General features: G+C 58.7%; 24 protein-coding genes. 11 read left to right on the plus strand and 13 right to left on the minus strand.

Annotated elements, in window-relative coordinates; all coding sequences use genetic code 11:
- Positions 1-91 precede the first annotated feature (91 nt).
- Positions 92-1,759: a hypothetical protein gene (locus ABRP86_RS03905; RefSeq protein ID WP_349862586.1), complete on the plus strand. Its 1,668-nt coding sequence runs from the start codon at positions 92-94 to the stop codon at positions 1,757-1,759.
- A gap of 59 nt (positions 1,760-1,818) precedes the next feature.
- Here ABRP86_RS03905 and ABRP86_RS03910 read toward each other — a convergent pair whose 3' ends face one another.
- From ABRP86_RS03910 to ABRP86_RS03920, 3 genes are all read right to left on the minus strand, one after another.
- Positions 1,819-2,091, minus strand: coding sequence for a thiamine biosynthesis protein X (locus ABRP86_RS03910; protein WP_349862588.1), 273 nt, complete (start codon positions 2,089-2,091; stop codon positions 1,819-1,821).
- Positions 2,092-2,147: 56 nt separating this feature from the next.
- Positions 2,148-2,669 carry a transcription elongation factor GreA gene (gene greA, locus ABRP86_RS03915; protein WP_284769952.1) on the minus strand — a complete coding sequence of 174 codons (522 nt, stop codon included), beginning with the start codon at positions 2,667-2,669 and terminating at the stop codon, positions 2,148-2,150.
- A 120-nt stretch (positions 2,670-2,789) separates the two neighbouring features.
- Positions 2,790-3,260: a DUF4307 domain-containing protein gene (locus tag ABRP86_RS03920; RefSeq protein WP_349862589.1), complete on the minus strand. Its 471-nt coding sequence runs from the start codon at positions 3,258-3,260 to the stop codon at positions 2,790-2,792.
- Between the two features lie 92 nt (positions 3,261-3,352).
- Between ABRP86_RS03920 and mca the strand changes: the two genes are divergently transcribed.
- From mca to ABRP86_RS03935, 3 genes are read left to right on the plus strand one after another with little or no spacing between them, the layout of a single operon-like run.
- Positions 3,353-4,243 (plus strand): mycothiol conjugate amidase Mca, encoded by an 891-nt coding sequence (gene mca / locus ABRP86_RS03925; protein ID WP_239267966.1) that lies wholly within the window; start codon positions 3,353-3,355, stop codon positions 4,241-4,243.
- Positions 4,244-4,246: 3 nt separating this feature from the next.
- Entirely contained in the window at positions 4,247-4,558 is a 312-nt protein-coding gene (locus ABRP86_RS03930) for a hypothetical protein (protein WP_239267964.1), read from the plus strand.
- An 18-nt stretch (positions 4,559-4,576) separates the two neighbouring features.
- The gene (locus ABRP86_RS03935; protein ID WP_284771501.1) at positions 4,577-5,347 is read left to right on the plus strand and encodes an isoprenyl transferase; all 771 of its coding nucleotides are present in this window, start codon (positions 4,577-4,579) and stop codon (positions 5,345-5,347) included.
- A 3-nt stretch (positions 5,348-5,350) separates the two neighbouring features.
- On the opposite strand, the gene coaA is transcribed toward ABRP86_RS03935, so the two are convergent.
- Positions 5,351-6,277 carry a type I pantothenate kinase gene (gene coaA, locus ABRP86_RS03940; RefSeq protein ID WP_349852542.1) on the minus strand — a complete coding sequence of 309 codons (927 nt, stop codon included), beginning with the start codon at positions 6,275-6,277 and terminating at the stop codon, positions 5,351-5,353.
- 119 nt (positions 6,278-6,396) lie between these two features.
- Between coaA and glyA the strand changes: the two genes are divergently transcribed.
- Complete coding sequence (gene glyA / locus ABRP86_RS03945; RefSeq protein ID WP_349852544.1) at positions 6,397-7,680, plus strand: serine hydroxymethyltransferase; 1,284 nt, start codon at positions 6,397-6,399, stop codon at positions 7,678-7,680.
- Here the strand turns inward: glyA and ABRP86_RS03950 are convergent.
- Positions 7,677-8,081: a DUF5997 family protein gene (locus ABRP86_RS03950; protein ID WP_034658360.1), complete on the minus strand. Its 405-nt coding sequence runs from the start codon at positions 8,079-8,081 to the stop codon at positions 7,677-7,679. The genes glyA and ABRP86_RS03950 overlap by 4 nt on opposite strands.
- 35 nt (positions 8,082-8,116) lie before the next feature.
- Here ABRP86_RS03950 and ABRP86_RS03955 point away from each other — a divergent pair, with 35 nt between their 5' ends.
- From ABRP86_RS03955 to ABRP86_RS03970, 4 genes are all read left to right on the plus strand, one after another.
- Positions 8,117-8,791, plus strand: a complete 675-nt coding sequence (locus ABRP86_RS03955; protein WP_349862591.1) for a LysR family transcriptional regulator substrate-binding protein — start codon at positions 8,117-8,119, stop codon at positions 8,789-8,791.
- A gap of 155 nt (positions 8,792-8,946) precedes the next feature.
- Positions 8,947-9,537, plus strand: a complete 591-nt coding sequence (locus ABRP86_RS03960) for an LGFP repeat-containing protein (protein WP_349862593.1) — start codon at positions 8,947-8,949, stop codon at positions 9,535-9,537.
- Between the two features lie 234 nt (positions 9,538-9,771).
- Complete coding sequence (phoH2, locus tag ABRP86_RS03965) at positions 9,772-11,136, plus strand: RNA 5'-3' helicase PhoH2 (protein WP_349862595.1); 1,365 nt, start codon at positions 9,772-9,774, stop codon at positions 11,134-11,136.
- Between the two features lie 80 nt (positions 11,137-11,216).
- Positions 11,217-11,795, plus strand: a complete 579-nt coding sequence (locus ABRP86_RS03970; RefSeq protein WP_023026173.1) for a GNAT family N-acetyltransferase — start codon at positions 11,217-11,219, stop codon at positions 11,793-11,795.
- Positions 11,796-11,924: 129 nt separating this feature from the next.
- Here ABRP86_RS03970 and ABRP86_RS03975 read toward each other — a convergent pair whose 3' ends face one another.
- From ABRP86_RS03975 to glpX, 5 genes are all read right to left on the minus strand, one after another.
- Positions 11,925-12,218 carry a DUF2316 family protein gene (locus ABRP86_RS03975; RefSeq protein ID WP_349852552.1) on the minus strand — a complete coding sequence of 98 codons (294 nt, stop codon included), beginning with the start codon at positions 12,216-12,218 and terminating at the stop codon, positions 11,925-11,927.
- The gene (locus tag ABRP86_RS03980; protein WP_349862597.1) at positions 12,218-13,786 is read right to left on the minus strand and encodes an MDR family MFS transporter; all 1,569 of its coding nucleotides are present in this window, start codon (positions 13,784-13,786) and stop codon (positions 12,218-12,220) included. Before ABRP86_RS03980 ends, ABRP86_RS03975 begins: the two co-directional genes overlap by 1 nt.
- Positions 13,780-14,403, minus strand: coding sequence for a TetR/AcrR family transcriptional regulator (locus ABRP86_RS03985; RefSeq protein ID WP_023026180.1), 624 nt, complete (start codon positions 14,401-14,403; stop codon positions 13,780-13,782). Before ABRP86_RS03985 ends, ABRP86_RS03980 begins: the two co-directional genes overlap by 7 nt.
- Positions 14,404-14,632: 229 nt before the next feature.
- Complete coding sequence (locus ABRP86_RS03990) at positions 14,633-16,033, minus strand: class II fumarate hydratase (protein ID WP_349862599.1); 1,401 nt, start codon at positions 16,031-16,033, stop codon at positions 14,633-14,635.
- A 108-nt stretch (positions 16,034-16,141) separates the two neighbouring features.
- Entirely contained in the window at positions 16,142-17,155 is a 1,014-nt protein-coding gene (gene glpX, locus ABRP86_RS03995) for a class II fructose-bisphosphatase (protein WP_239267947.1), read from the minus strand.
- Positions 17,156-17,371: 216 nt separating this feature from the next.
- On the opposite strand from glpX, the gene ABRP86_RS04000 reads away from it, so the two are divergent.
- The gene (locus ABRP86_RS04000; RefSeq protein WP_349862601.1) at positions 17,372-17,941 is read left to right on the plus strand and encodes a DUF4245 domain-containing protein; all 570 of its coding nucleotides are present in this window, start codon (positions 17,372-17,374) and stop codon (positions 17,939-17,941) included.
- Here the strand turns inward: ABRP86_RS04000 and ABRP86_RS04005 are convergent.
- From ABRP86_RS04005 to xseA, 3 genes are read right to left on the minus strand one after another with little or no spacing between them, the layout of a single operon-like run.
- Entirely contained in the window at positions 17,925-18,305 is a 381-nt protein-coding gene (locus tag ABRP86_RS04005) for a hypothetical protein (protein WP_349862603.1), read from the minus strand. The two genes, ABRP86_RS04000 and ABRP86_RS04005, sit on opposite strands and share 17 nt — an antisense overlap.
- Positions 18,305-18,583: an exodeoxyribonuclease VII small subunit gene (locus ABRP86_RS04010; RefSeq protein ID WP_349862605.1), complete on the minus strand. Its 279-nt coding sequence runs from the start codon at positions 18,581-18,583 to the stop codon at positions 18,305-18,307. Before ABRP86_RS04010 ends, ABRP86_RS04005 begins: the two co-directional genes overlap by 1 nt.
- 24 nt (positions 18,584-18,607) lie before the next feature.
- Positions 18,608-19,849: an exodeoxyribonuclease VII large subunit gene (xseA, locus tag ABRP86_RS04015; RefSeq protein WP_349862607.1), complete on the minus strand. Its 1,242-nt coding sequence runs from the start codon at positions 19,847-19,849 to the stop codon at positions 18,608-18,610.
- Between the two features lie 153 nt (positions 19,850-20,002).
- Here xseA and ABRP86_RS04020 point away from each other — a divergent pair, with 153 nt between their 5' ends.
- Positions 20,003-20,953 carry a 4-hydroxy-3-methylbut-2-enyl diphosphate reductase gene (locus tag ABRP86_RS04020; protein WP_239267941.1) on the plus strand — a complete coding sequence of 317 codons (951 nt, stop codon included), beginning with the start codon at positions 20,003-20,005 and terminating at the stop codon, positions 20,951-20,953.
- Positions 20,954-20,977 lie beyond the last annotated feature (24 nt).

Here is a 20,977-nt window from a genome sequence, read left to right on the forward strand (position 1 = left end):
TGCTAGTTTTTCGCCGGTTAGAGGGATCGATCATGTCGGATCAATCCATCAGAGGGTTTTGGAAACAGATCCTAGTTCAGCAAGTAATTCGTTGACCTCTTTTGCAGGGCAATTGGATTGGCTCTACGACAGTCTTGCTCGTGAAGCCCGAGGCTTTGAAGCCCAAGAAGCTGCAAATAGTAGGGCGATGGATATCGCGGACGCTGGCGGCGAGATTGGCGTTGAATCGATGCCGGTTATGGACCAGCCGGAGCCGGGGTATAGCCCGTTTATGTTTACGCCGCCTGTAGTTAACGTCGGCACATCGATTACCAAGCTGGCTACGGACTTGATGTCCACGCAGATTTGGAGCGTCTCCGAGGCCAATGCGCGGTGGAGCTCTTTAGGTTCCGAGGTTCGGGAGATCGTGAGTGGGCTTGAACAAGCCGCTGGCTCCTTGGAAAGTGAGAATGACAGCGAAACGACGTCGCGGGCGGCAACGAAGATCCGTGAGGTAGCGGCCTCGGGGAAGCACTTTGTGGCCAATGCTGAAGCAATGGGAGAAAAGCTCACTGGTTTCCACTCGCGGTTGATGATGATTCAGCCGTCGGCAATGGCAATGGCGATGGAGATTATGAAGATCCCTGACCCGACGGAGCGAAAAGCTGCAGAGACTGCGGCGTTGGCAAAGCTCCAGCCGGATCTTCAAAGGTTGGCCATTGACGCAATGCCAAATCAGCATGCGTTGATGGAACAGTCGCCGGCCTCCGGAGGAGGCGGCGTTGACGCCGGTTTGTCTGGTGTGAATGGCGATGGCCAGAAATACAATACCGACAATGTCGTGTGGCCGCGCGCGATCCAAGACGCTATTGCCCGCGGCGATGTAGGGCCGGGAAACTTCGACGTTGCAAATGGTACAGTCCACGATTTGGAATCCGTCGGAATGGCTCCAGAGGAGACCGCCGCATTCCAGGAGCAATTGCATGCAGACGGTAGAAAGGCTCTTTCCCAACTAGGGGTGGGCGATGGAATAGATATCAGCGGTCGCGATGTCGCAACCAGTGGAGCCTCACTCCCTGGGACGACGCCGCATAGTCAGTTAGGTTCTATGTCAATGTCTGGCGGTGGGCCCGGTGCTATGGGGATAGGCACTGGGTCTGGGTTAGGTACCGGAACTGGAATCGCAAACGCCGCGGGTGCTCCTAACTTAGGCGGGAGAGCCGGAAGCGGGAATCCTGGCGCTCTCCGCGGTGGCGGATTCAATCCACTGGCCGGGATCGGCAGCGGGGCCTTGGGTACGGGTGGAAGGCTTGGTTCTGGAATAGGCGGACATATGGGCGCAGTCGTAAATTCCGCTCCTGGATTGGGTGCTGGCGGAACCGGTGCGCGTGGCGGAGCAGCTCTGCGTGGTGGTTCCGGTGAGAGCGTCGGAGCTCGCGGCGTGGGAGGTGCGCTTCCTCGCGCGGCAGGTGAAGCTGCTGGCAATAGCAGCGGTGGTAACGGTAGCCGAGGACCCCTGGAAAGGGGCGCTGCACGTGAAGCCGTGGTGCGCGGGGGAGGCGCCACCACTGGCGCCGGTACCAAATCTGTTGCCGCGAGGCCGGCCGCAGGCATGCGAGCCTTTGCACCAATGATGGGAGCCCGGGGTCAGGGAAATGACAAGAATCGGGTGAAGGCGGTAACGACTCAAGTTGAGCGCGATCCGAATAAACGGGATCTGTTGGGCGAGCCACCGGCGGTCGTGCCTGGGGTCATCGGCAATTGGGCGCGAGAATCCTAGAAAGTAAATTGGGGGGAAAGAAAAAGGGCTGAAGGAAATAATCCTTCAGCCCACTTCTTTTATTGCGGCAGTTGCGTCGCGGTGGCGTTTGGCTGCTGCTCAGGTTCCTCGACCCCGTTGTGCAGGCCCTCCGGATCCACTCCGGGTTCGGTAGTAGCAGCAGATGAAGACGTCTCGGCATTCTTCTGCGCCGGTGCCTCGCCGGTGAAGGTCGATGCGTTTTCGATCTTGCCGGATTCAGAATCCTGCTGGTTCGGCGGGTGGCATGCGGCCAAGGAAAGACCGGCGGTAAAAACTAATCCAGCGGTAGCGAAACGGGAGAATTTCTTCATGGGGATGTGCTCTTTCTCCAGAGTAGTGAAGGCGGTAGTGGGGCGGAAGGAGGAAATTAGGACTCGCGCGGGGTGGCGGCCTTGGCGGAATCGTATGGGGCAGCCGATTCGATGGTTACCGAAATGGTCTTACCATTTGGTGCGGAGTACTCGCGGGTTTCACCCTCCTGCGCACCGATGATGGCGGCGCCCAGCGGGGACTGCTCGGAGTAGGTCTCTAGGTCCTTGTTATCGGTCGCAGCGGCGCGGGTACCGATGAGGAAGGTTTCCTTATCGTTCTTGTCGCCGTTGTAGTACACGTGGACAACGCTGCCGGTGTAGGCAACGCCTTCCTGCATGGTGCCACGCTCGGTGGTGGAGTTAGCCAGCAGCTCAGAAATCTGCTTGATGCGGGCTTCTTCCTGGTCCTGCATCTCGCGGGCGGCGTCGTAGCCGGCGTTTTCTTTCAGGTCGCCCTCTTCGCGGCGTTCATTGATTTCCGCCGCAACCTCTGGGCGGTGATCGATAAGCTCCTGCAGCTCGGTCTCGAGCTTTGCCTTGGTTTCTGGGGTGATGTACTGCTTTTGCTGCTCAGCCATTCTAAAACCTTCCGTGCTGTGGAATAGTGGTCAAAGCCCCGCGATGGTGGCGGGACCGAAGTTAAGTATGCAACCAGGCAAATGCCCAGTTCTAGGCTGTACAAATCCTAGCACATGGAGCTAGCGACTTTCCGCGTAGTCGGGGTTGTTCATATCCAGGTAATCCGGGATATTGCCGGAGCAGCCGTAGGCGCCACCGGCGACGGCGCGGGCATTGGTGGGGACATCGACGGCAATGCGATGTGTTTCATTTCCGCCGGCGGGAACGGCAAATTCGCGGCGGCCCACCTCGGATTTGGAGTAATCGTAGGCCTGCACGATGCAATAGGCATCCTCATCGGTGTGATTGCGGCTCACATCGACCCAGACGCGCGTGGTGTCATCGCTCAGAACCTCCTGGGTGACCATAGAGATCTGCGCATTGACTGATTCTTTTTCCCGAAAATACTGGAAGCCGTAGTAGAGAAGGGTGACGAGCATGGCGGTGAAAATCAACACCAGTGCCTTATTGGTCCAGCTACCAGAGTTCTTTTGTGATTTATCGCGCGAGCCGTAGCGCGCGGAGGAGCGAGAATTTCCGGCGGAAGTCATAGCACTACTTTAACCGAGGAGTACCATTTTCCCATTATCTACTAAGATAGTGATCTGTTCTAAAAGCTAGTTTTAAAGGGGATGGATTTTCAGTGAGCGACTTTCGCCTCCTAGCAATCCACGCACACCCGGACGATGAATCCTCCAAGGGTGCCGCGACTACGGCCCGTTACGCTGCAGAAGGTGCGGATGTAATGGTGCTGACCTGCACCGGTGGTGAACGCGGTGACATTATTAACCCGGCGATGGACCGTCCTGGCGTTAAGGAAAACATGGCTGAGGTACGCCGCGAGGAAATGGCTAAGGCAGCCCGCGCGCTTGGGGTCCAACACCAGTGGTTAGGCCACGTAGATTCCGGCCTGCCGGATCCTGAGGAAGGCAAGAGCATGGAAGACCTCTTGCCGGAAGGCTGCTTTGCCCTGATGGGCGATGATGCAGCGGCCCAGGAAATGGTGCGCGTTATTCGCTCATTCCGCCCGCAGGTCATCATTACCTATGACGAAAATGGCGGCTATCCGCACCCAGACCACCTCATGGTCCACCGCGCCTCCATGATCGCGTGGGAAAAGGCTGGTGACCCTGACTACCACCCAGAGTTGGGCGAGCCTTGGGAGCCGCTGAAGCTGTACTACTCGCATGGCTTTGTGTACCAACGCATGAAGATGTTTCACGATCTCCTCCTTGAGGAGGGAAAGCCCAGCCCGTATGGTCCTATGCTGGCGCGCTGGGACACGGCTTTTGGCGATATTATGGCTCGCGTTACCACGCAGGTGGAGTGCGCCGATTACTTCCAAAACCGCGATGATGCGCTGCGGGCGCACGCCACGCAGATCGATCCCGCGGGCGCCTTCTTGGCCACCTCCGTGGAGGTTCAACAGCGTCTGTGGCCTACAGAAGAGTTTGAATTAGCTAAGACCCGAGTATCGACGTCGCTGCCGGAAAATGATTTATTTGCGGGCATTGAAAAGAACGAGGAGACTTAAAGCATGAGCGTCTATGACTCCCTTTTCTTGGCTGCGCACGATGTCACTGTCCTTGCGCAAGGCACAGAAGGTGCTGAGGGTGGGCCAATGGGGCCCGAGTTTGGCAAAGCCTCGCCCATCGGACTGCTCATCTTGGCCATCTTGGGCGTTGCCGTGCTGGTAGCGGGCTGGAACTTCCATCGCCGCTATTCGCGCTTCCGTCGGCGCACCATGTTCGCTGAAGACCACGGAATCGATCCATTCGACGAAGAAGCAGTGGATGCGGCGCTCAAGGAAGCTGGCCTTTACGATAACCGCAAGAAGTCGATTTTCTAAGCGGCTGGAGTAATCAACGTGACATTTCTCAAGCGGCTGATGTACCCCCTGTATGAAGCACGCCTCGTGCGGCTTATCAAGGGCAGACCGCAGCCGAAGCACGTGGCGATCATGGCTGACGGCAACCGCCGCTGGGCGCGGGAAGCCGGGTTTACGGATATCAGCCACGGCCACCGCCAGGGGGCGAAGAAAATTGGAGAGATGATCGCGTGGTGCCGCGATACCGATATTGAGGTAGTCACCATCTACCTCTTATCCACGGAGAACTTGAAGCGCAGCCAGCAGGAAGTGCAGCTGCTTTTTGACATCATCTCTGATGTGGTCACGCATCTGTCTCAGGGAGATCTGGATTGCCAGGTGCGTCTTGTGGGTAACTTAGGGTTGTTGCCCGCGCCGGTAACACAGCGCATGGTTGACGCCGCTGAGGAAACCAAGGATAACCAAGGGGTTATCGTCAATGTGGCCGTGGGCTACGGTGGGCGCCAAGAAATCGTCGATGCCGTTCAGAAGCTGGTGCGCAGCGAGGCCGAAAAGGGCACCAGCGCGGCCGAGATGGCGGACCGAGTCACCGCAGACTCAATCACGGAACACCTATATACCAAGGGCCTGCCGGACCCGGACTTGGTGATTCGCACCTCCGGCGAGCAGCGGCTTTCCGGATTCCTGCTGTGGCAAGCAGCCTATTCAGAAATCTGGTTCACCGATACCTATTGGCCGGCGTTCCGGAAGGTAGATTTCCTGCGCGCGCTGCGTGATTATTCGCAGCGTTCGCGCCGCTTTGGTAAGTAGCGGCTAGATTTTTCGCATGCGGACCTGTTCAACCAGGTGATGCGATCCCTTCTTCAACACCAGCGATGCGCGCACGCGGGTGGGTAGGATATTTTCCACTAAGTTTGGCAGGTTAATGGATTGCCAAATCTCGCGGGCCTGGGCGCGCGCCTGCTCATCGTTCATATCGGCATAAGCAGCGAAGTGGGCATTGGGCCGGCGGAATTCGGTGTGGCGCAGCGTGAGGAAGCGGTCGATGTACCACTGTTCAATATCGTCCGTGCGGGCGTCGACGTAGACGGAGAAATCAAATAGATCCGCGATGGTTAAGGTGGGGCTGGTCTGGAGGACGTTGAGGCCTTCCAAAATCAAGATATCCGGCTGATTGACCTCTTGATAGCGATCTTTGACGATGTCATAGGTGATATGCGAATACAGCGGCGCTTTGACCAAGGGTTTTCCGGATTTGACGTCGGTAACAAAGCGCATAAGTGCACGGCGGTCATAGGATTCGGGGAAACCCTTGCGCTTCATCAGTCCGCGGTCTTTAAGCGTTTGGGTGGGAAAGAGAAACCCGTCCGTGGTCACTAGGTCCACCTTCGGGTGTGAGTCCCATCGCTGTAGGAGCACTTGGAGGAGGCGGGCGGTGGTGGATTTACCCACGGCCACGGAACCGCCCACGCCGATGACGAAGGGCACGTGCGTGGGTGGGTTGCCCAAGAAGGCCTCGGTGGCGGCGGTGAGTTGTTGCCGAGCGGTAACCTGCATGTGGATAAGACGGGAGAGGGGGAGATAGACGTCTGCCACCTCGTCCAAATCAATGCGGTCGCCGATGCCGCGTAGCTCTTCTAGCTCGTTTTCTGTCAACACCTGCGGCATGGATTTACGGAGTTCACGCCAGGTTTCACGGTCAAAGTCGAGGTAGGGGCTTGAATCCAGGTTGCGCGCCATAACTTAATTGTCGCACGCGGCGATAAGGGAATGAAAAATTTGCCCCCTGTAAGGTAGCCGAAAGGTTATGATATGTAATAGTTCATACTGCTTCCTACCGAGAAGAGGACTAGTCTTATATGGCTTCTTTTAATACTGACCTGCGCGATCTTGACCCAGATGTTTTCGGCGCTATCCAGGGAGAAATTTCCCGCCAGCGCGAAACCCTGGAAATGATCGCGTCTGAAAACTTCGTGCCGCGCGCCGTCCTGCAGGCACAGGGTTCTGTCCTGACCAATAAGTACGCCGAGGGCTACCCGGGGCGTCGTTACTACGGCGGCTGTGAGCACGTCGATGTTGTTGAAGATCTCGCCCGCGACCGCGCGAAGGCGCTCTTCAACGCGGAATTTGCTAACGTGCAGCCACACTCCGGCGCGCAGGCTAATGCCGCAGTCCTGTCCAGCATCGCGGAGCCGGGCGATAAGATCCTCGGCCTGTCCTTGGCCCACGGTGGGCACCTGACCCACGGCATGAAGCTGAACTTCTCCGGCAAGCTTTACGATGTTGCAGCTTATGGCGTAGATCCAGAGACCATGCGCGTGGACATGGATAAGCTGCGCGAGCAGGCACTTAAGGAGAAGCCAAAGGTTATCATCGGCGGTTGGTCCGCTTACCCGCGCACCCTGGATTTCGCGGCCTTCCGCGAAATCGCTGATGAGGTGGGCGCTTACCTGTGGGTTGATATGGCCCACTTCGCGGGTCTGGTTGCCGCGGGCCTACACCCGAACCCTGTCGAGCACGCCGATATCGTCTCCACCACCGTGCACAAGACCTTGGGCGGTCCGCGCTCTGGCATGATCTTGGCCAAGCAGGAATACGCAAAGAAGCTGAACTCCAATGTCTTCCCAGGCCAGCAGGGTGGACCGCTGATGCACGCGGTGGCGGCAAAGGCTATTTCCATGAAGATTGCGGCCAGCGAGGAATTCAAGGAGCGTCAGGAGCGCACCCTTGAGGGCGCCCGCATTTTAGCCGATCGCCTCTTGGCGGAAGATACGCAGGCAGCTGGCGTGGACGTTGTGTCCGGCGGCACCGACGTCCACCTCGTCTTGGTCGATCTGCGCAATTCGCAGCTCGATGGTCAGCAGGCAGAAGACCTCTTGCACCAGGTAGGAATCACCGTTAACCGCAATGCGGTCCCGAACGACCCTCGCCCGCCGATGGTCACCTCGGGCCTGCGCATCGGCACCTCCGCCCTGGCCACCCGTGGCCTCGATGCGGATGCCTTCACCGAGGTTGCAGATGTTATCGGTACCGCCTTGGCACAGGGCAAAAACGCCGATGTCGAGGCACTTCGTCGGCGCGTCGATAAGATCGCCGAGCACTACCCGCTGTATGAAGGCCTCGAGGACTGGAAGCTGGTTTAGTCCTTATCTTCTAAGGAATCCTCTGCGGCGTCCTTGTGGACGTCGTGGCCGCGAGCCTGCGCCAGCGTGGCGCGGGCTTGCTGCAGCCACTCAGGCTGCTTTTCCAATAGCTCGCTGATTTCCGCGGTGGTCAGCGGCTTATCCATGTCATTCTTCTTTAGTGCGGTGACGGAAATGCCCAGCTTGTGGGCAACTTCCTGCCGGGGGTGGGGGCCTTCGCGGCGCAGCGTTTGCAGCCACTGCGGGGGATTGTGCTGCAGCTCGCGCAGTTCCTCGTGGCTTACCGCGCTATTTTGAAATTCTTCAGGCGCGGCGGGCAGATAGATATTCAGCTTCTTAGCGGCGGTCTGCGCGCGCATTGCGGTACCGGACGGTTGCTGTTGGTTATGTTGTTCACTCACGGTTTAACCGTAGCACTTTCAGTAGACTGTGCTCCATGCTGCGCTTAGCCTTTGTGACCGGTACGGAACCTGGAAAATGGTTTCAGAGATTTCAGGACAATACTGCGCATGGCGGTTTATTCACCGTCGATGCGGATGACAGCTTGGCGGAATTGCTCGCAGGTCACGTGGATCTGGCGCTAACGCGCCTGCCGGACCCTCGGGTGGATGACTCCTTTCACGTGGTGCGCCTCTATGAGGAGGCCCCCGGCATCGCGGTTCCAAAAGACTCAGTCTATGCGGAGGTGGGTGAGGCACTGGCGCTTGCCGATGTCTCCGATGAGCACCTCAACTACCGCCTCACCGATGCCGGCGAGGTCGATATCGCCGCCGTGCGCGAGGCCTTGCAGGTGGTCGCGGCCAACGTGGGCATCGCCATCGCACCGCTGCCGCTTATAAAAATCCTCAGCAAGAAACAAGTGGTCCCGCTCGCGCTCAAGGATAGCGGCGTGCCGGTGACGGAAATTGCCTTGGTCTGGCGGAAGGCGGAGGATGGCGAGGCCATCCAGGACTTTGTGGGCATCGCAAAGGGCCGCACCGCTCGCTCCTCCAGGCAAGTAAAACCGAAGCGCACAGCCCGTGAAAAAGCTAAAGCCAAACAGTCCCGAAGGATTGTTAACAATCCGTTACAAAAGCAAAAGAAGCGCCCTAAGCAGCGCAAACGGCGATGATGTGAAGGAGAATCCGTGCTAGTTTCGTTGCACACAGTGGCAGGACCGTGCAGATCGCGTATACCGTTGGCTTCGCTCGCCACAATGGCGGCTTAAACCTACAACGAACTAATTTTTCAGCTGAAAATCGAAAGGTAGATCTAGAAATGCGCAAGATGACTCGTCGTATTGCAGGTGGCTTCGCGGCCGCAACCCTTTCCGTTGCACTCGTTGCATGCTCGGACGCAGAGGATGCCGCCGATGACGCCAAGGATACCGCTGGCTCTGTAGCCGCAGACGCCTCGGATTCTGCCGGCTCTGCCGCATCCGATGCCACCGACGCCGCAGGTTCCGCCGCTGCAGAGGCAACCGGCTCCAAGGACGAAAATGGAGAGGGCGGTACCCAGACCATCACCACCGCTGGCGGCGAGGAAGAAGTTCCCGCTGACCTTGCAACCGCCATCGAGGAAAAGCGGGCAGAGTGGGGCGACGTGCAGAACGTAGAGTCCTCCGATAAGGGCACCCTGGCTACCTTCGAGGGCGGCAAGTACTTGGCCTACTCTGAGGAGACTGGTGCACAGCCGGTCATCGGCAAGATTGCTGAAACCTGGGTAAACGAGGGCGGCCTCGACTCCTCCGTTGGTCTGCCTACCAACCCAGAGGCTGACGCAACCGACGCAAAAGGCTGGACCCAGGAGTTTAGCAACGGCAGCATCTCCTGGACGCAGGGTGAAGACGGCCAATTCAAGGCTGATGTCGAGGCCTAAAGGCTGAACTCGGCGCTTGCCCACGCGGTACGCCGATCACCTCTCATCACTTTCCCTGCGGGTTTTCCCGCAGGGATTTGTCGTTTTCTTAAAGTTCATCTTCCACCCATGTGATTTCAACCTTGGGAGTTTAGGTTGGGTGGCAGCCCCCAAGAGATCGCAGCATCAGCGGTCCGGGGGATAGACAAGGAAGAACAGCTTTCTACCGTTTCACAAAGGAAGATTCCTGCCACCATGACTCGCCCCTCTGTACTTTCTACTCCACTAGGCACCACCGATAATGACGTCGCCACCAAGACCTATGTTCTCGATACTTCGGTCTTATTATCTGACCCGTGGGCGTTGCGAAAATTCGCTGAACACGAGGTCGTCCTTCCCGTCGTGGTTATCTCTGAATTAGAAGGAAAACGTCATCATCCGGAGCTTGGCTGGTTCGCCCGCCAAGCTCTTCGCTTTTTGGAAGAGCTGCGCGCTACCTATGAGGCGCTCGACCAACCCGTTCCGGTCAACGTGGCTGGCGGTACCTTGCGGGTAGAACTCAACCACCAAGATCAGTCGCTCTTGCCGGCCGCATTCCGCGGGCCGGAAGGGGATCACCGCATCTTGGCCTGCGCCTTGAACCTGGCGCACGAAGGCAAGGACACGGTCCTTGTTACCAAGGACGTGCCGCTACGCGTTAAGGCCGGCGCCGTGGGCGTGCAGGCCGATGAATATCACGCCCAGGACGTCATTTTGACCGGGTACTCCGGCATGGCCACCGCCTATACCACCACGGATGTCATCGATGCTCTCTACAGCGATGGGGAAGTGCTGCTAGACGGGGCTGTCACGGACGATGACACCCCGGTTGAAGAGTTGCCGGTGCACTGCGGTATCACCTTGGTTGCCGGCGCGCAATCTGCCCTGGGGCGCATCATGCCGGACGGGGCGGTGCGTTTGGTGCGCGGCGACCGAAACGCCTTCGGCGTGCAGGGGCGTTCGGCGGAACAGCGCATCGCCCTGGACCTGCTCCTGGATCCGGAGGTTGGCATCGTGTCCATCGGCGGTAGGGCTGGTACCGGTAAATCAGCGCTGGCATTGTGCGCCGGCTTGGAGGCCGTCTTAGAGCGCGGGGAACACCGCCGCATTGTGGTATTTCGGCCGATGTACGCCGTAGGCGGGCAATCGCTGGGGTACTTGCCGGGCTCTGAATCAGAGAAGATGAACCCGTGGGCCCAAGCGGTCTATGACACCTTGGAAGGGTTGGTCTCTGACAACGTCCTGGAAGAGATCCACGAACGCGGGCTTATAGAGGTCTTGCCGCTGACCCATATCCGTGGCCGCTCCTTGCACGATGCCTTCGTCATCGTGGACGAGGCGCAGTCGCTGGAGCGCAATGTTTTGCTCACCGTGCTCTCGCGCTTGGGAGAAGGCTCGCGAGTCGTGCTTACCCACGACGTCGCACAGCGCGATAATCTGCGGGTGGGCCGCCACGATGGGGTGCAGGCGGTCATCGAAAAGCTCAAGGGCCACGAGCTCTTCTCGCACATTACCCTTAAGCGTTCGGAGCGCTCCGCCATTGCGGAACTCGTAACTGATCTATTAGAAGGCAACGACTAAGCGAGGGCTGGATGAATGCGTTTCGCAGACAGCGAATTTAATGAAATCTTTATAGCAAGAATCAGCCAAGACCAGTAATAATGGTGCCTATGAGCGAGAACGCCAAGCAGACGTCCGCGGACGATAAGAAAAAGGATTTCCGTATTCGGCCTTTCACGTCGGCCGATTACCCGCAGATGCGGGACATCTACGAGCAGGGCCTACAAACCGGCCATGCCACCTATGAAACCCGATCCTTGACCTACGAGGAGTTTACGAGCTCCAAGATCATGGCCTCGGTGCACGTAGCCGTTGAGGCAGACGACGATTCTAAGGTATTGGGGTGGGTTTCGGCCGCCCCGATTTCCTCGCGTACCGTCTTCCACGGGGTGGTAGAGGATTCCATTTACTTGGGATCTGATGCCCAAGGCCGTGGCATTGCAGGGGCCTTGCTCGATTGCCTCATTGAAGTGTGCAAGGACCTGCACAAGTGGGCCATCCACTCCTGGATCTTCCCAGAAAATGAAGGTTCTGCGGGCCTGCACAAGTCTCGCGGGTTTGAAAAGGTCGGCACCTACTCACACATGGCCAAGATGACCTATGGCGAGTTGGCCGGTCAGTGGCGCGATACCGATGTCTACGAGCTCCTGCTTCCCAAGCCGGAGGAAAAGCACCTCTAAAGGCGCTGTGCCATTTAACCACGAAGGCCGTAGCGATGCCGGGGAGAATTAATCATCCCGGTCGCTACGGCCTTTCGTTGTTTTCTACCACGCAGTGTGCGTAGGTAAAGCTTGGTGAGATACGCGGCCTTAGACTGCGGGTACCTCCCAGCGCCCAAACCACATCTGTGCCTGTGGGCGCATGGAATCGCGCAAGTGGCTAAAGGGTGGCACGTCAATGCCTTCGCGCTCGGCTAAGGCCACGAGGTAATCGCGGGTGCGCCATACCTCGATGGGGCTTGCCTCGAAATCGAGCACCTCCGCGAGGCCGCCGGGTGGGTAGCCGAGCGCGGACTCGATGGGGGCATCGGCAAGCGGCAGGCTATCGCGCAGAGCATGCAGCTCCCTACTTGTGGCGGCGGTTTCTGCAGGATTGAGCGACATTAATTGATCGTTTCCTTCAGGCGCTCTTCGCGCAGGGGAAGCAGGACCAAGAGGGCGACGATGACGAGCGGGACCATCAGTGCGATGACCGGGGTGAGGCCGTCATTATAGGAATTTAATACTGCCTGCTCGAGCGGCTCTGGCAGGGAAGACACCAAATCCGGGGTCAGGCTATTGGCATTGCCGTCGCTATTGCCAAACTTCTCGGCATAGGCTGCGCCCTCAGGTCCCAGCTGTTGGATGGCCTGCGGCAGGCGGTTGGCCATCTCATCCTGCATGTTATTGATGAACATGGAACCGACCAGGGAAGCGCCCAGGGCAGAGCCGATCTGGCGGAAAAAGTTATTCGCCGCGGTAGCGGTGCCCACCTGGGAGAGCGGGAAGGAGTTCTGGACGATGAGGACCAGCACCTGCATGACCATGCCCAGGCCGATGCCGAAAGCGAGGAACTCGAATCCCAGTTGAGTGAGGGATGTGTCTACCGACAGGCGGGACATCCAGAAGAGTGCACCGGCGGTAATGGCGAGGCCGATGAGGGGGTAGATCTTGTAGCGGCCGGTGCGGGCGATGATGAAGCCGACACCGGTGGAGGTGCCGATAAGGCCAACCATCATCGGAATCATCATCAGGCCAGCTTTGGTGGGTGATAGGGTGTGGACCATTTGCAGGTAGGTGGGCATATAGCCCAGCACGCCGAACATGGCTAGGCCCAAAATGACGCCGGACAGGGTGGTCAGGGCCATGTTGCGGTTCTTGAAGAGGCGAACCGGGATAAGCGGTTCGGCAGCGCGCAATTCCACGATGGTGGTAATAATGGCGCCGACGAGGGTGATGGCGCCGAGGGTGAGGATCATGGAGGAATCCCAGTCGTACTCGGTGCCGCCCCAGGTGGTCATGAGGATAAGGGAAGCGGTGGTAATGGCGATGAAGGTGGCGCCAAGCCAGTCAAAGCGCTTCATATCGGCCTGGCCCACGCGCAGGTTGAGCACCAAGATGCAGACCACCATGGCCAGCAGGCCGAGCGGGATGTTCATCCACATGCCCCAACGCCAGCCGGGGCCATCAGTAAACCAGCCGCCCAAGACGGGCCCGAGGACAGAGGACAGGCCGAAGACGCCGCCCATGATGCCCATGAACTTGCCGCGCTCGCGCGAGGAGGTGACCTCGGCGATGATGGACTGTGAGGAAATCATCATGAACCCAGCGCCAAAGCCTTGCACGGCGCGGGCGACGATGAGGACCGTCATGGAATCGGCAAAACCACCGACGGCGGATCCGACGACGAAGACGGCGATGCCGCCAATGTAGAGCCACTTGCGGCCCAGCATGTCACCCAGCTTGCCGGAAATCGGCATGGCAATGGTCATGGTGACAAGGAATGCGGAGATGACCCAGCTCATGTGGTCAACGCCGCCAAGCTCACCAACAATCGTTGGCAAAGCGGAAGAGAAAATCATCTGGCCCAGCGAGCTCATCAACATGGTGAGCACGAGCGCAGAGAAAATGAGCCCCAGGTTATCCGCCCGCGACTGGCCCTGCGCAGGAGCCTTTTCGGCTGTATCTACCATCGGATTCCTTTCATAAAATCATTAATCAACATCAGTGAATCATTCAGACGCGACCTCAGGGCGTCGCTGCAATCGCTATCGGGGGCGGCAATGGAAAGCCAGAGGGCCTCGCGGACCACACCGGCGATGACCATGGCCTCCGTTGCCGTGGACTGGCCCTCGAGAATGCGCAGTTCCGGTTCCCGGTCAAGGCGCTCTTCGATGAGCCCAATAAGCTCGATGGATTTCGCCCGCTTGCGGCTAATGGAGGCGGCGGCCGCCTCTGGGTCATTAGCAATGCGCTTGCGTCGCTCCCGAATGGTGGGATTAACGTGATGGCCCTCCATATGCTGTTCCACCAGGTTAAGGACTAGTTCCATGATGTTGGTGGTGGGTTCGTGGAGGAAATACTCGCGCATTTCCTCGGTGAAGTCAGCACTTGGCGCCCCAAGCACGGCGGATTCCTTCGAATCGAAATAGTTAAAAAACGTGCGCCGAGAAATACCGGCTAGTTCGCAGATCTCTTCAATAGTGACCTCGCCAAAGGAATGCTTGTCCACCAATTCGGTGGCGGCATCCTCAATGCGTAGCCGCGTTTCTAGGCGTTTCTGCTCGCGTAGTGATAGTTCTTCTTGCACAGAATGCAACTTTACACTCGGTGCAAACTTGCACCAAGTGCAAAATGGGTGATTTTGTAGATGTATACGCCGAATTTATGTTGTAGTTCACAGCCTGCGCTTGCCGATGCCCCCTTCCTCCCCTTACTTACCTGCGCTTCCTGTGCTCGGGAAGCGCCTTCAGGCATGTGAAAACCCCCGCTCAGGAGTGATTTCCGAGCGGGGGTGTTAGCGCTAAAAGTGGCTTAGATTAGATATTGTCGCGCTCGCGGTTGGTCATGCTCAATACGTTCAAGCGCTTGTCCAGCTCTTCCTCGGTGAGGTTCTCGCCGTCAACAAAGCCTAGGTCAATGACGGCCTGGCGGACGGTGATCTTCTCATTGAGGGCGTGTTTTGCGGCCTTTGCGGCGTTCTCGTAGCCGATGGCGGAGTTCAGCGGGGTCACGATGGACGTGGAGGACTCCGCGAAGTGCTTCATGCGCTCCTCGTTGGCCTCGATGTGGTCGACGCACTTCTCAGCAAAGACGCGGGCGGAGTTGGCCAGCAGGCGAGCGGACTCGAGCACGTTGCGCGCCATCATCGGGATGAAGACGTTGAGCTCGAACTGGCCTTGCGCACCGCCAAAGGCAACGGCTGCGTCATTGCCCACAACCTGGCCGGCCACCATGGTGACCGCCTCAGGGATAACCGGGTTGACCTTGCCCGGCATGATGGAAGAACCAGGCTGCAGGTCCTTCAGGTGGATTTCTGCCAGGCCGGTCAGTGGGCCTGAGCCCAGCATGCGCAGGTCGTTGGCAATCTTGTTGAAGGATACGGCCACCGAGCGCATGGCGCCGGAGAACTCTACGAGGCCATCGCGATTAGCCTGTGCCTCGAAGTGGTTTTCTGCTTCCTTCAGGTTTTCCACGCCGGTGAGCTTCTTGAGCTCCTCAGTCACCTTGCCGCCGAACTCAGCGGAGGTATTCAGGCCGGTGCCGGTGGCGGTACCACCGATGGCGAGCTCGCCCAAGCGCGGGAGGGTAGCCTCGATGCGCTCGATGCCGAGCTCCACCTGGCGGGCGTAGCCGCTGAATTCCTGGCCCAAGGTGATTGGGGTGGCGTCCATGAGGTGGGTGCGCCCGGCCTTGACGACGTCCGCGAATTCCTTCGCCTTCTTAGTCAAGGACTCGTGCAGGACCTTCAGGCCCGGAATAAGGTCATTGACAGCCGCTTCCGTGGCCGCCACGTGGGTAGCGGTGGGGAAGGTGTCGTTGGAGGACTGGCCCATGTTGACGTCATCGTTCGGGTGAACCTCTACGCCCTGCTTATGCACCAAGGAGGCGATGACCTCGTTGGTGTTCATATTGGAAGAGGTGCCGGAGCCGGTCTGGAATACATCGATGGGGAAGGCGTCGTTGTGCTTGCCGTCCGCGATTTCCTGTGCGGCGGCGATAATGGCGTCTGCCTTTTCTGCATCCAGGCTGCCGGAATCCTTGTTGACCTGTGCGCATCCAGCCTTGAGCAGGCCAAGCGCACGAATCTGCGCATCTTCCAAGCCGCGGCCGGAAATAGGGAAATTGTTTACCGCGCGCTGAGTCTGTGCGCGCCACAGGGCATCAGCGGGAACTTTAACCTCGCCCATAGTGTCATGTTCGGTACGGTATTCGGTCATGAGAATCACCTCGGTTGATTGATTGTGTGCACCTACCCCCAGTATGGCGAAAAGCTAAAAGTCAGTGGGTGAAAAGCCCGAGCCTGCCCCGCCATTTGGGGGTGAGGTTTAGTTCTTGGTGGGGTCCGAGTAATCCACCACTGAGTATTCCTGCAGCTTAGCCAGCTTGTGGAAGGAATCGACGTAGCGAATGGTGCCGGACTTGGAACGCATGACCAGCGAACGGGTGGAGGCGCCATTATTGCGGTAGGAAACACCGCGCAGCATGTCACCGTTGGTCACGCCGGTAGCGGCAAAGTAGCAGTTCTTCGACGAAACCAAATCATTGGTGCCCAAGACCTTATCCAAGTCGTGTCCGGCAGCGCGGGCCTTTTCTGCTTCTTCTTCATCCTTCGGCCACAGCTTGCCCTGGATCTCGCCACCCATGCACCGCATGGCGCAGGCGGTGATGATGCCCTCAGGGGTACCTCCAATGCCCATCATTATGTCGATGGAGTTGGAATCCTGGCAGGCGGCGATGGCACCTGCCACATCGCCATCCATAATGAGGCGTACCTTGGCTCCTGCCTCGCGGATCTCCTGGATGAGCTTTTCGTGGCGCGGGCGGTCCAATACCACCACGGTGATATCGGCGGTGCGCAGGCCCTTTGCCTTGGCCACGGACTCGATATTCCATTGCACGGACTGGTTGATATCGATGGATCCGACGGCTTCTGGGCCCACGGCGATCTTTTCCATGTAGAAAACCGCAGATGGGTCATACATGGTGCCGCGCTCTGCGGCGGCGATCACCGAAATGGCATTGGGGCGGCCTTCAGCCATCAATCGCGTGCCATCTACCGGGTCCACGGCAATGTCCATCGCCGCACCTTCGCCCGTGCCGACCTCTTCACCGTTGAAGAGCATCGGGGCCTCATCCTTTTCGCCCTCACCAATGACGACAACGCCCTTCATCGCCACGGAGTTAATCAGTTTGCGCATGGCATCGACTGCCGCGCCATCGCCCTCATTCTTCATGCCACGACCAACCCAGCGGCCAGAGGCCAAGGCGGCGGCTTCGGTCACGCGCACCAGCTCCATGGCCAAGTTACGGTCGGGCAAATAAGAAGTATTTTCGGACATGTGTAGTGGTTGCCTTCCATGTTTTCTCACCGTGGGGGTAATTCCCACGCGATTAGTGTTCTACTTGTCCTATTCTGGCACTTTTTGGCGTCAATAGGTCCGATTTGGGGCCCCTTTTGCGGGGTTTTCCTTTCTCTAGGCAGCATTATCGGCGCGAATGTGCGCACGCGGGAGGCATGTGGCACTTTCACGGTGGCTCATGCGATACTAAGGCGCGTGGCTGCAGAACAAAGACCGAAGATTTTCGAAGGCGCTCGCGACATCATTTTGTCCCTTTCCGTAGTGGTGGTCATGATGTTGCTCGTGGTGGGCGCGACGGGGCTTTGCTCGGTGAATCCGGAAACAGAGCAAGGCCCAGTTCAAGAGGTAGACGAGGAGACCTTCCTGGATACGCAGGCTCGCGCCGGTATTGGTGCTATCCGAGATCCCCAGATGCCCGAAGGCTGGCAGGCCAATGCGGCCCGCCGTTCGCAGTTAGGCGGCGACACAGCCACCGTCGTCAGCTGGCTCACCGCAGATGGAAATTACGTGGAATCCACCCAAACCCAGGTTTCTGCAGAAGACGCGGGCGAAAAATACGACGCGAACTACCGCGGGCTGAACTCTACTCGCGAGGTAGCCGGCCACCAGGTGCGCGTGCTGGCAAGCGATGACGATTCGGTGCGCCGCTTGTGGATTGTTGACCTGGGCGATGCCCGCCTCATCATCTCCGGCGCGGCCCCCGATGAAGAATTCGCCGCCGCCACCGAGGCCTTTATCAAGACCAAGCCTATAAGCGGAAAGTAACCTCGCTGAGCCCCTCGGAGTCCGCTTCCACCGTGATTCCTTCAGTATTACCGGTGGCTTCTTCTAAGCCAGCGGCATCCAGGCCGCTCAGCCGCGTCTTTTCTAGGTAGACATCCACGCGCTCGCGCTGAGAACGCTGCGGGTAGATGGAGACTTGGACCACCTGGGCATCGGCAAGCAGCAGCACGATGGACTGGGAAAAGTAACTCAGTTCCTCCTCGGTGCCCGAAACCTGGGTGCTGGTATGCGCCGGCCCGAAGAACTCCTCTACCAGCGCGCGGGAATCGCCGCCCATGATGGAGCCTGCCGATGCCGATTTGGATACGAAATCAATCCGCTTTCCCGGGTAACCATAAATCTGCACTACTCTTCACCCTCCTCGGCCTGCTGCTCGTTGTTTTCCGCCCTTTCGAGGGCATCTTCCACGCGCTTCGAGGCTCCATCCAGGTGGGATTCGCACGTGCGAGCAAGCGCCTCGCCGCGCTCCCAGTACTTCAGGGACTCGTCCAGGCCCATCTGGCCGAGCTCTAAAATCTTGACGGTCTCAATGAGCTCATCGCGCGCCTGCTCGTAGCTCAATTCCTCTACGGGAGTAAAAGCATCCTGGCCCGGCTGGCCGGAACCAATGGTTTCATCTGACATCAGCAATTCTCCTACTATTTCTGGCTAATCGGCGGCCTGGGAGGCCATGGACACGGCGGTGATGGAACCATCGCCCACGCGAATGCGCAATTGCGCGCCGGGCGGTGATTGCTCATAAGAGCTAACGACCTCCGGATCGCTGCCATCTTTGGGCAAGACCTGGACAATAGAATACCCACGGGCAAGCGTCGCCGAAGGACCTAAAGCAGAAACCCGCGCGCGAAGGGACTCCACGTGCCGGGTCTCGCGGTCTAAGAGCACCCGCAGTTCGCGGCGCATGCTCGTGCGCATGCGCTCGACCTCTTCGCGCCGATCGCGGATGGGCGTCATCGGATCTGCCAACACTGGGCGCGAGCGGATATTATCCAATCCACGGCGCTCGCGTTCTACCCAGCCGCGCAAGGCCGCCGCCATGCGGGATTGCGCCTCAGCGATGACCGCGCGTTCCTCTGCCACCGACGGGACCACGCGCTTGGCGGCGTCCGTCGGGGTAGCCGCGCGCAGATCTGCCACGTTATCGAGCACCGGACTATCCGGCTCGTGGCCAATCGCGGAGACCACCGGGGTGCTGGCGGCCACGACGGCGCGTTGCAGGGCTTCTTCAGAAAAGGGAAGGAGATCTTCGACGGAACCGCCTCCGCGGGCGATGATGATGACATCGATCTCCGCATCGGCGTCGAGCTCCTGCAAGGCGGAAATCACCTCGGGGACGGTATTCGCCCCCTGAACAGCGGTATTAATGACGCGGAATTGCACGGCCGGCCACCTGTCGCGGGCGACCGCCATGACATCGCGCTCGGCGGCAGAACCGCGGCCGGTAATCAGGCCGATTTTCTGCGGGAGGTAGGGAAGCGGGCGCTTGCGCGCGGGATCAAAGAGGCCTTCTGCGGCAAGCTGCGCGCGCAGCTTTTCAATGCGCGCCAATAAATCGCCGATGCCCACGTGCCGGATCTCCGTGGTCCACAGGGAAAAGGATCCGCGGCCAGCATAAAAGGCGGGTTTGCCGTGTACGATGACGCGGTCGCCATCTTTTAGCGGCGTGGGCAAGTTGTGCAGCATTGAGGAAGAGCAGGTCAATTGCACCGACTTTTCCTGCTGCACATCGCGCAGGGTGAGGTAGGACAGCTTCCAGGTGGGCTTGTAATTGATCTGCGTTAATTGGCCTTCCACCCACAGGTATCCAAGGCGCTCGATCCATCCCTTCACCTGGTCATTGACCTGGCCCACGGGCCACGGGGTCTCTGGAGTATTTGCCGGTTGATTCACGCAGCCACCCTTTCCATCTACAGCGCCATACGGTGCCCTTTAGTGTAGGTGCTCAAGGCACGTGGCGCCCCGCTTGGGTGGCCTAGATGGGCGCTTTCCCTGCTGGATAGCCCTTACTATTGTTTTGCTTTACCTTTCGATACTCTGGGAGGCATGACTGATGGTAAAAATGTTCTCCTCGCGGCACCGCGCGGTTACTGCGCTGGAGTGGACCGCGCCGTCGAGACCGTAGAAAAGGCGCTAGAAAAATACGGCGCACCCATTTATGTGCGCAAGCAAATCGTCCACAACCGTTATGTCGTTGAATCTTTGGCCAAGCGCGGAGTCATCTTCGTTGAAGAGGCCGCCGAGGCCCCGGAGGGTGCTCACCTCGTCTTTTCCGCCCACGGAATCTCCCCGGCGGTGCGCAATCAGGCGCAGGAGCGCAAGCAATTGACCTTGGACGCTACCTGCCCCTTGGTGACTAAGGTGCACAAGGAAGCCCAGCGTTTCGAGCGCGATGGTTACCACATCCTCCTCGTGGGCCACGAAGGCCACGAGGAGGTAGAAGGCACCGCGGGCGAGGCCCCCGATGTTACGCATCTGGTCGATGGCGTCGACGGCGTGGACAAGCTGCCAGACTACCTGCAGGATGAGAAACTCATCTGGCTTTCGCAGACCACGCTCTCGGTGGATGAGACCGTTGTCATCGTCAATAAGCTGCGTGAGCGTTTTCCGCACCTAGAAAACCCGCCGTCAGATGATATCTGCTACGCCACTCAAAACCGGCAAGAGTCCGTCAAAGCCATTGCACCGAAGTGCGACCTTATGATCGTGGTGGGGTCTAAGAACTCGTCCAACTCCGTGCGCCTCGTAGAAGTCGCGCTCGAGGCGGGTTCACGCGACTCCCACTTGGTGGATTTTGCCGACGAGATCGATGAATCGTGGCTAGACGGCGTAGAGACCGTTGGCGTGACCTGTGGCGCCTCCGTGCCAGAACTTCTTGTGCGCGAGGTGCTCGAATACTTGGATGAGCGCGGCTTTAATGACGTGGAGCAAGTAACCACCTCCACCGAATCCATTACTTTCGCGCTGCCGCGCGATCTGCGTCCTGCCCGCACCTAGCGCTGCAACGCCTAAAACGACAAC

Source organism: Corynebacterium sp. KPL3927 (assembly GCF_040225835.1).
Classification (GTDB): domain Bacteria; phylum Actinomycetota; class Actinomycetes; order Mycobacteriales; family Mycobacteriaceae; genus Corynebacterium.

Coding starts and splice junctions, on each gene's coding strand:
- ABRP86_RS03910 (WP_349862588.1), bottom strand. CDS start 2,091: ATGAAGAAATTCTCCCGTTTCGCTACCGCTGGATTAGTTTTTACCGCC.
- greA (WP_284769952.1), bottom strand. CDS start 2,669: ATGGCTGAGCAGCAAAAGCAGTACATCACCCCAGAAACCAAGGCAAAG.
- ABRP86_RS03920 (WP_349862589.1), bottom strand. CDS start 3,260: ATGACTTCCGCCGGAAATTCTCGCTCCTCCGCGCGCTACGGCTCGCGC.
- ABRP86_RS03930 (WP_239267964.1), top strand. CDS start 4,247: ATGAGCGTCTATGACTCCCTTTTCTTGGCTGCGCACGATGTCACTGTC.
- coaA (WP_349852542.1), bottom strand. CDS start 6,277: ATGGCGCGCAACCTGGATTCAAGCCCCTACCTCGACTTTGACCGTGAA.
- glyA (WP_349852544.1), top strand. CDS start 6,397: ATGGCTTCTTTTAATACTGACCTGCGCGATCTTGACCCAGATGTTTTC.
- ABRP86_RS03955 (WP_349862591.1), top strand. CDS start 8,117: ATGCTGCGCTTAGCCTTTGTGACCGGTACGGAACCTGGAAAATGGTTT.
- ABRP86_RS03960 (WP_349862593.1), top strand. CDS start 8,947: ATGACTCGTCGTATTGCAGGTGGCTTCGCGGCCGCAACCCTTTCCGTT.
- phoH2 (WP_349862595.1), top strand. CDS start 9,772: ATGACTCGCCCCTCTGTACTTTCTACTCCACTAGGCACCACCGATAAT.
- ABRP86_RS03970 (WP_023026173.1), top strand. CDS start 11,217: ATGGTGCCTATGAGCGAGAACGCCAAGCAGACGTCCGCGGACGATAAG.
- ABRP86_RS03975 (WP_349852552.1), bottom strand. CDS start 12,218: ATGTCGCTCAATCCTGCAGAAACCGCCGCCACAAGTAGGGAGCTGCAT.
- ABRP86_RS03980 (WP_349862597.1), bottom strand. CDS start 13,786: ATGGTAGATACAGCCGAAAAGGCTCCTGCGCAGGGCCAGTCGCGGGCG.
- ABRP86_RS03990 (WP_349862599.1), bottom strand. CDS start 16,033: ATGACCGAATACCGTACCGAACATGACACTATGGGCGAGGTTAAAGTT.
- glpX (WP_239267947.1), bottom strand. CDS start 17,155: ATGTCCGAAAATACTTCTTATTTGCCCGACCGTAACTTGGCCATGGAG.
- ABRP86_RS04010 (WP_349862605.1), bottom strand. CDS start 18,583: ATGTCAGATGAAACCATTGGTTCCGGCCAGCCGGGCCAGGATGCTTTT.
- ABRP86_RS04020 (WP_239267941.1), top strand. CDS start 20,003: ATGACTGATGGTAAAAATGTTCTCCTCGCGGCACCGCGCGGTTACTGC.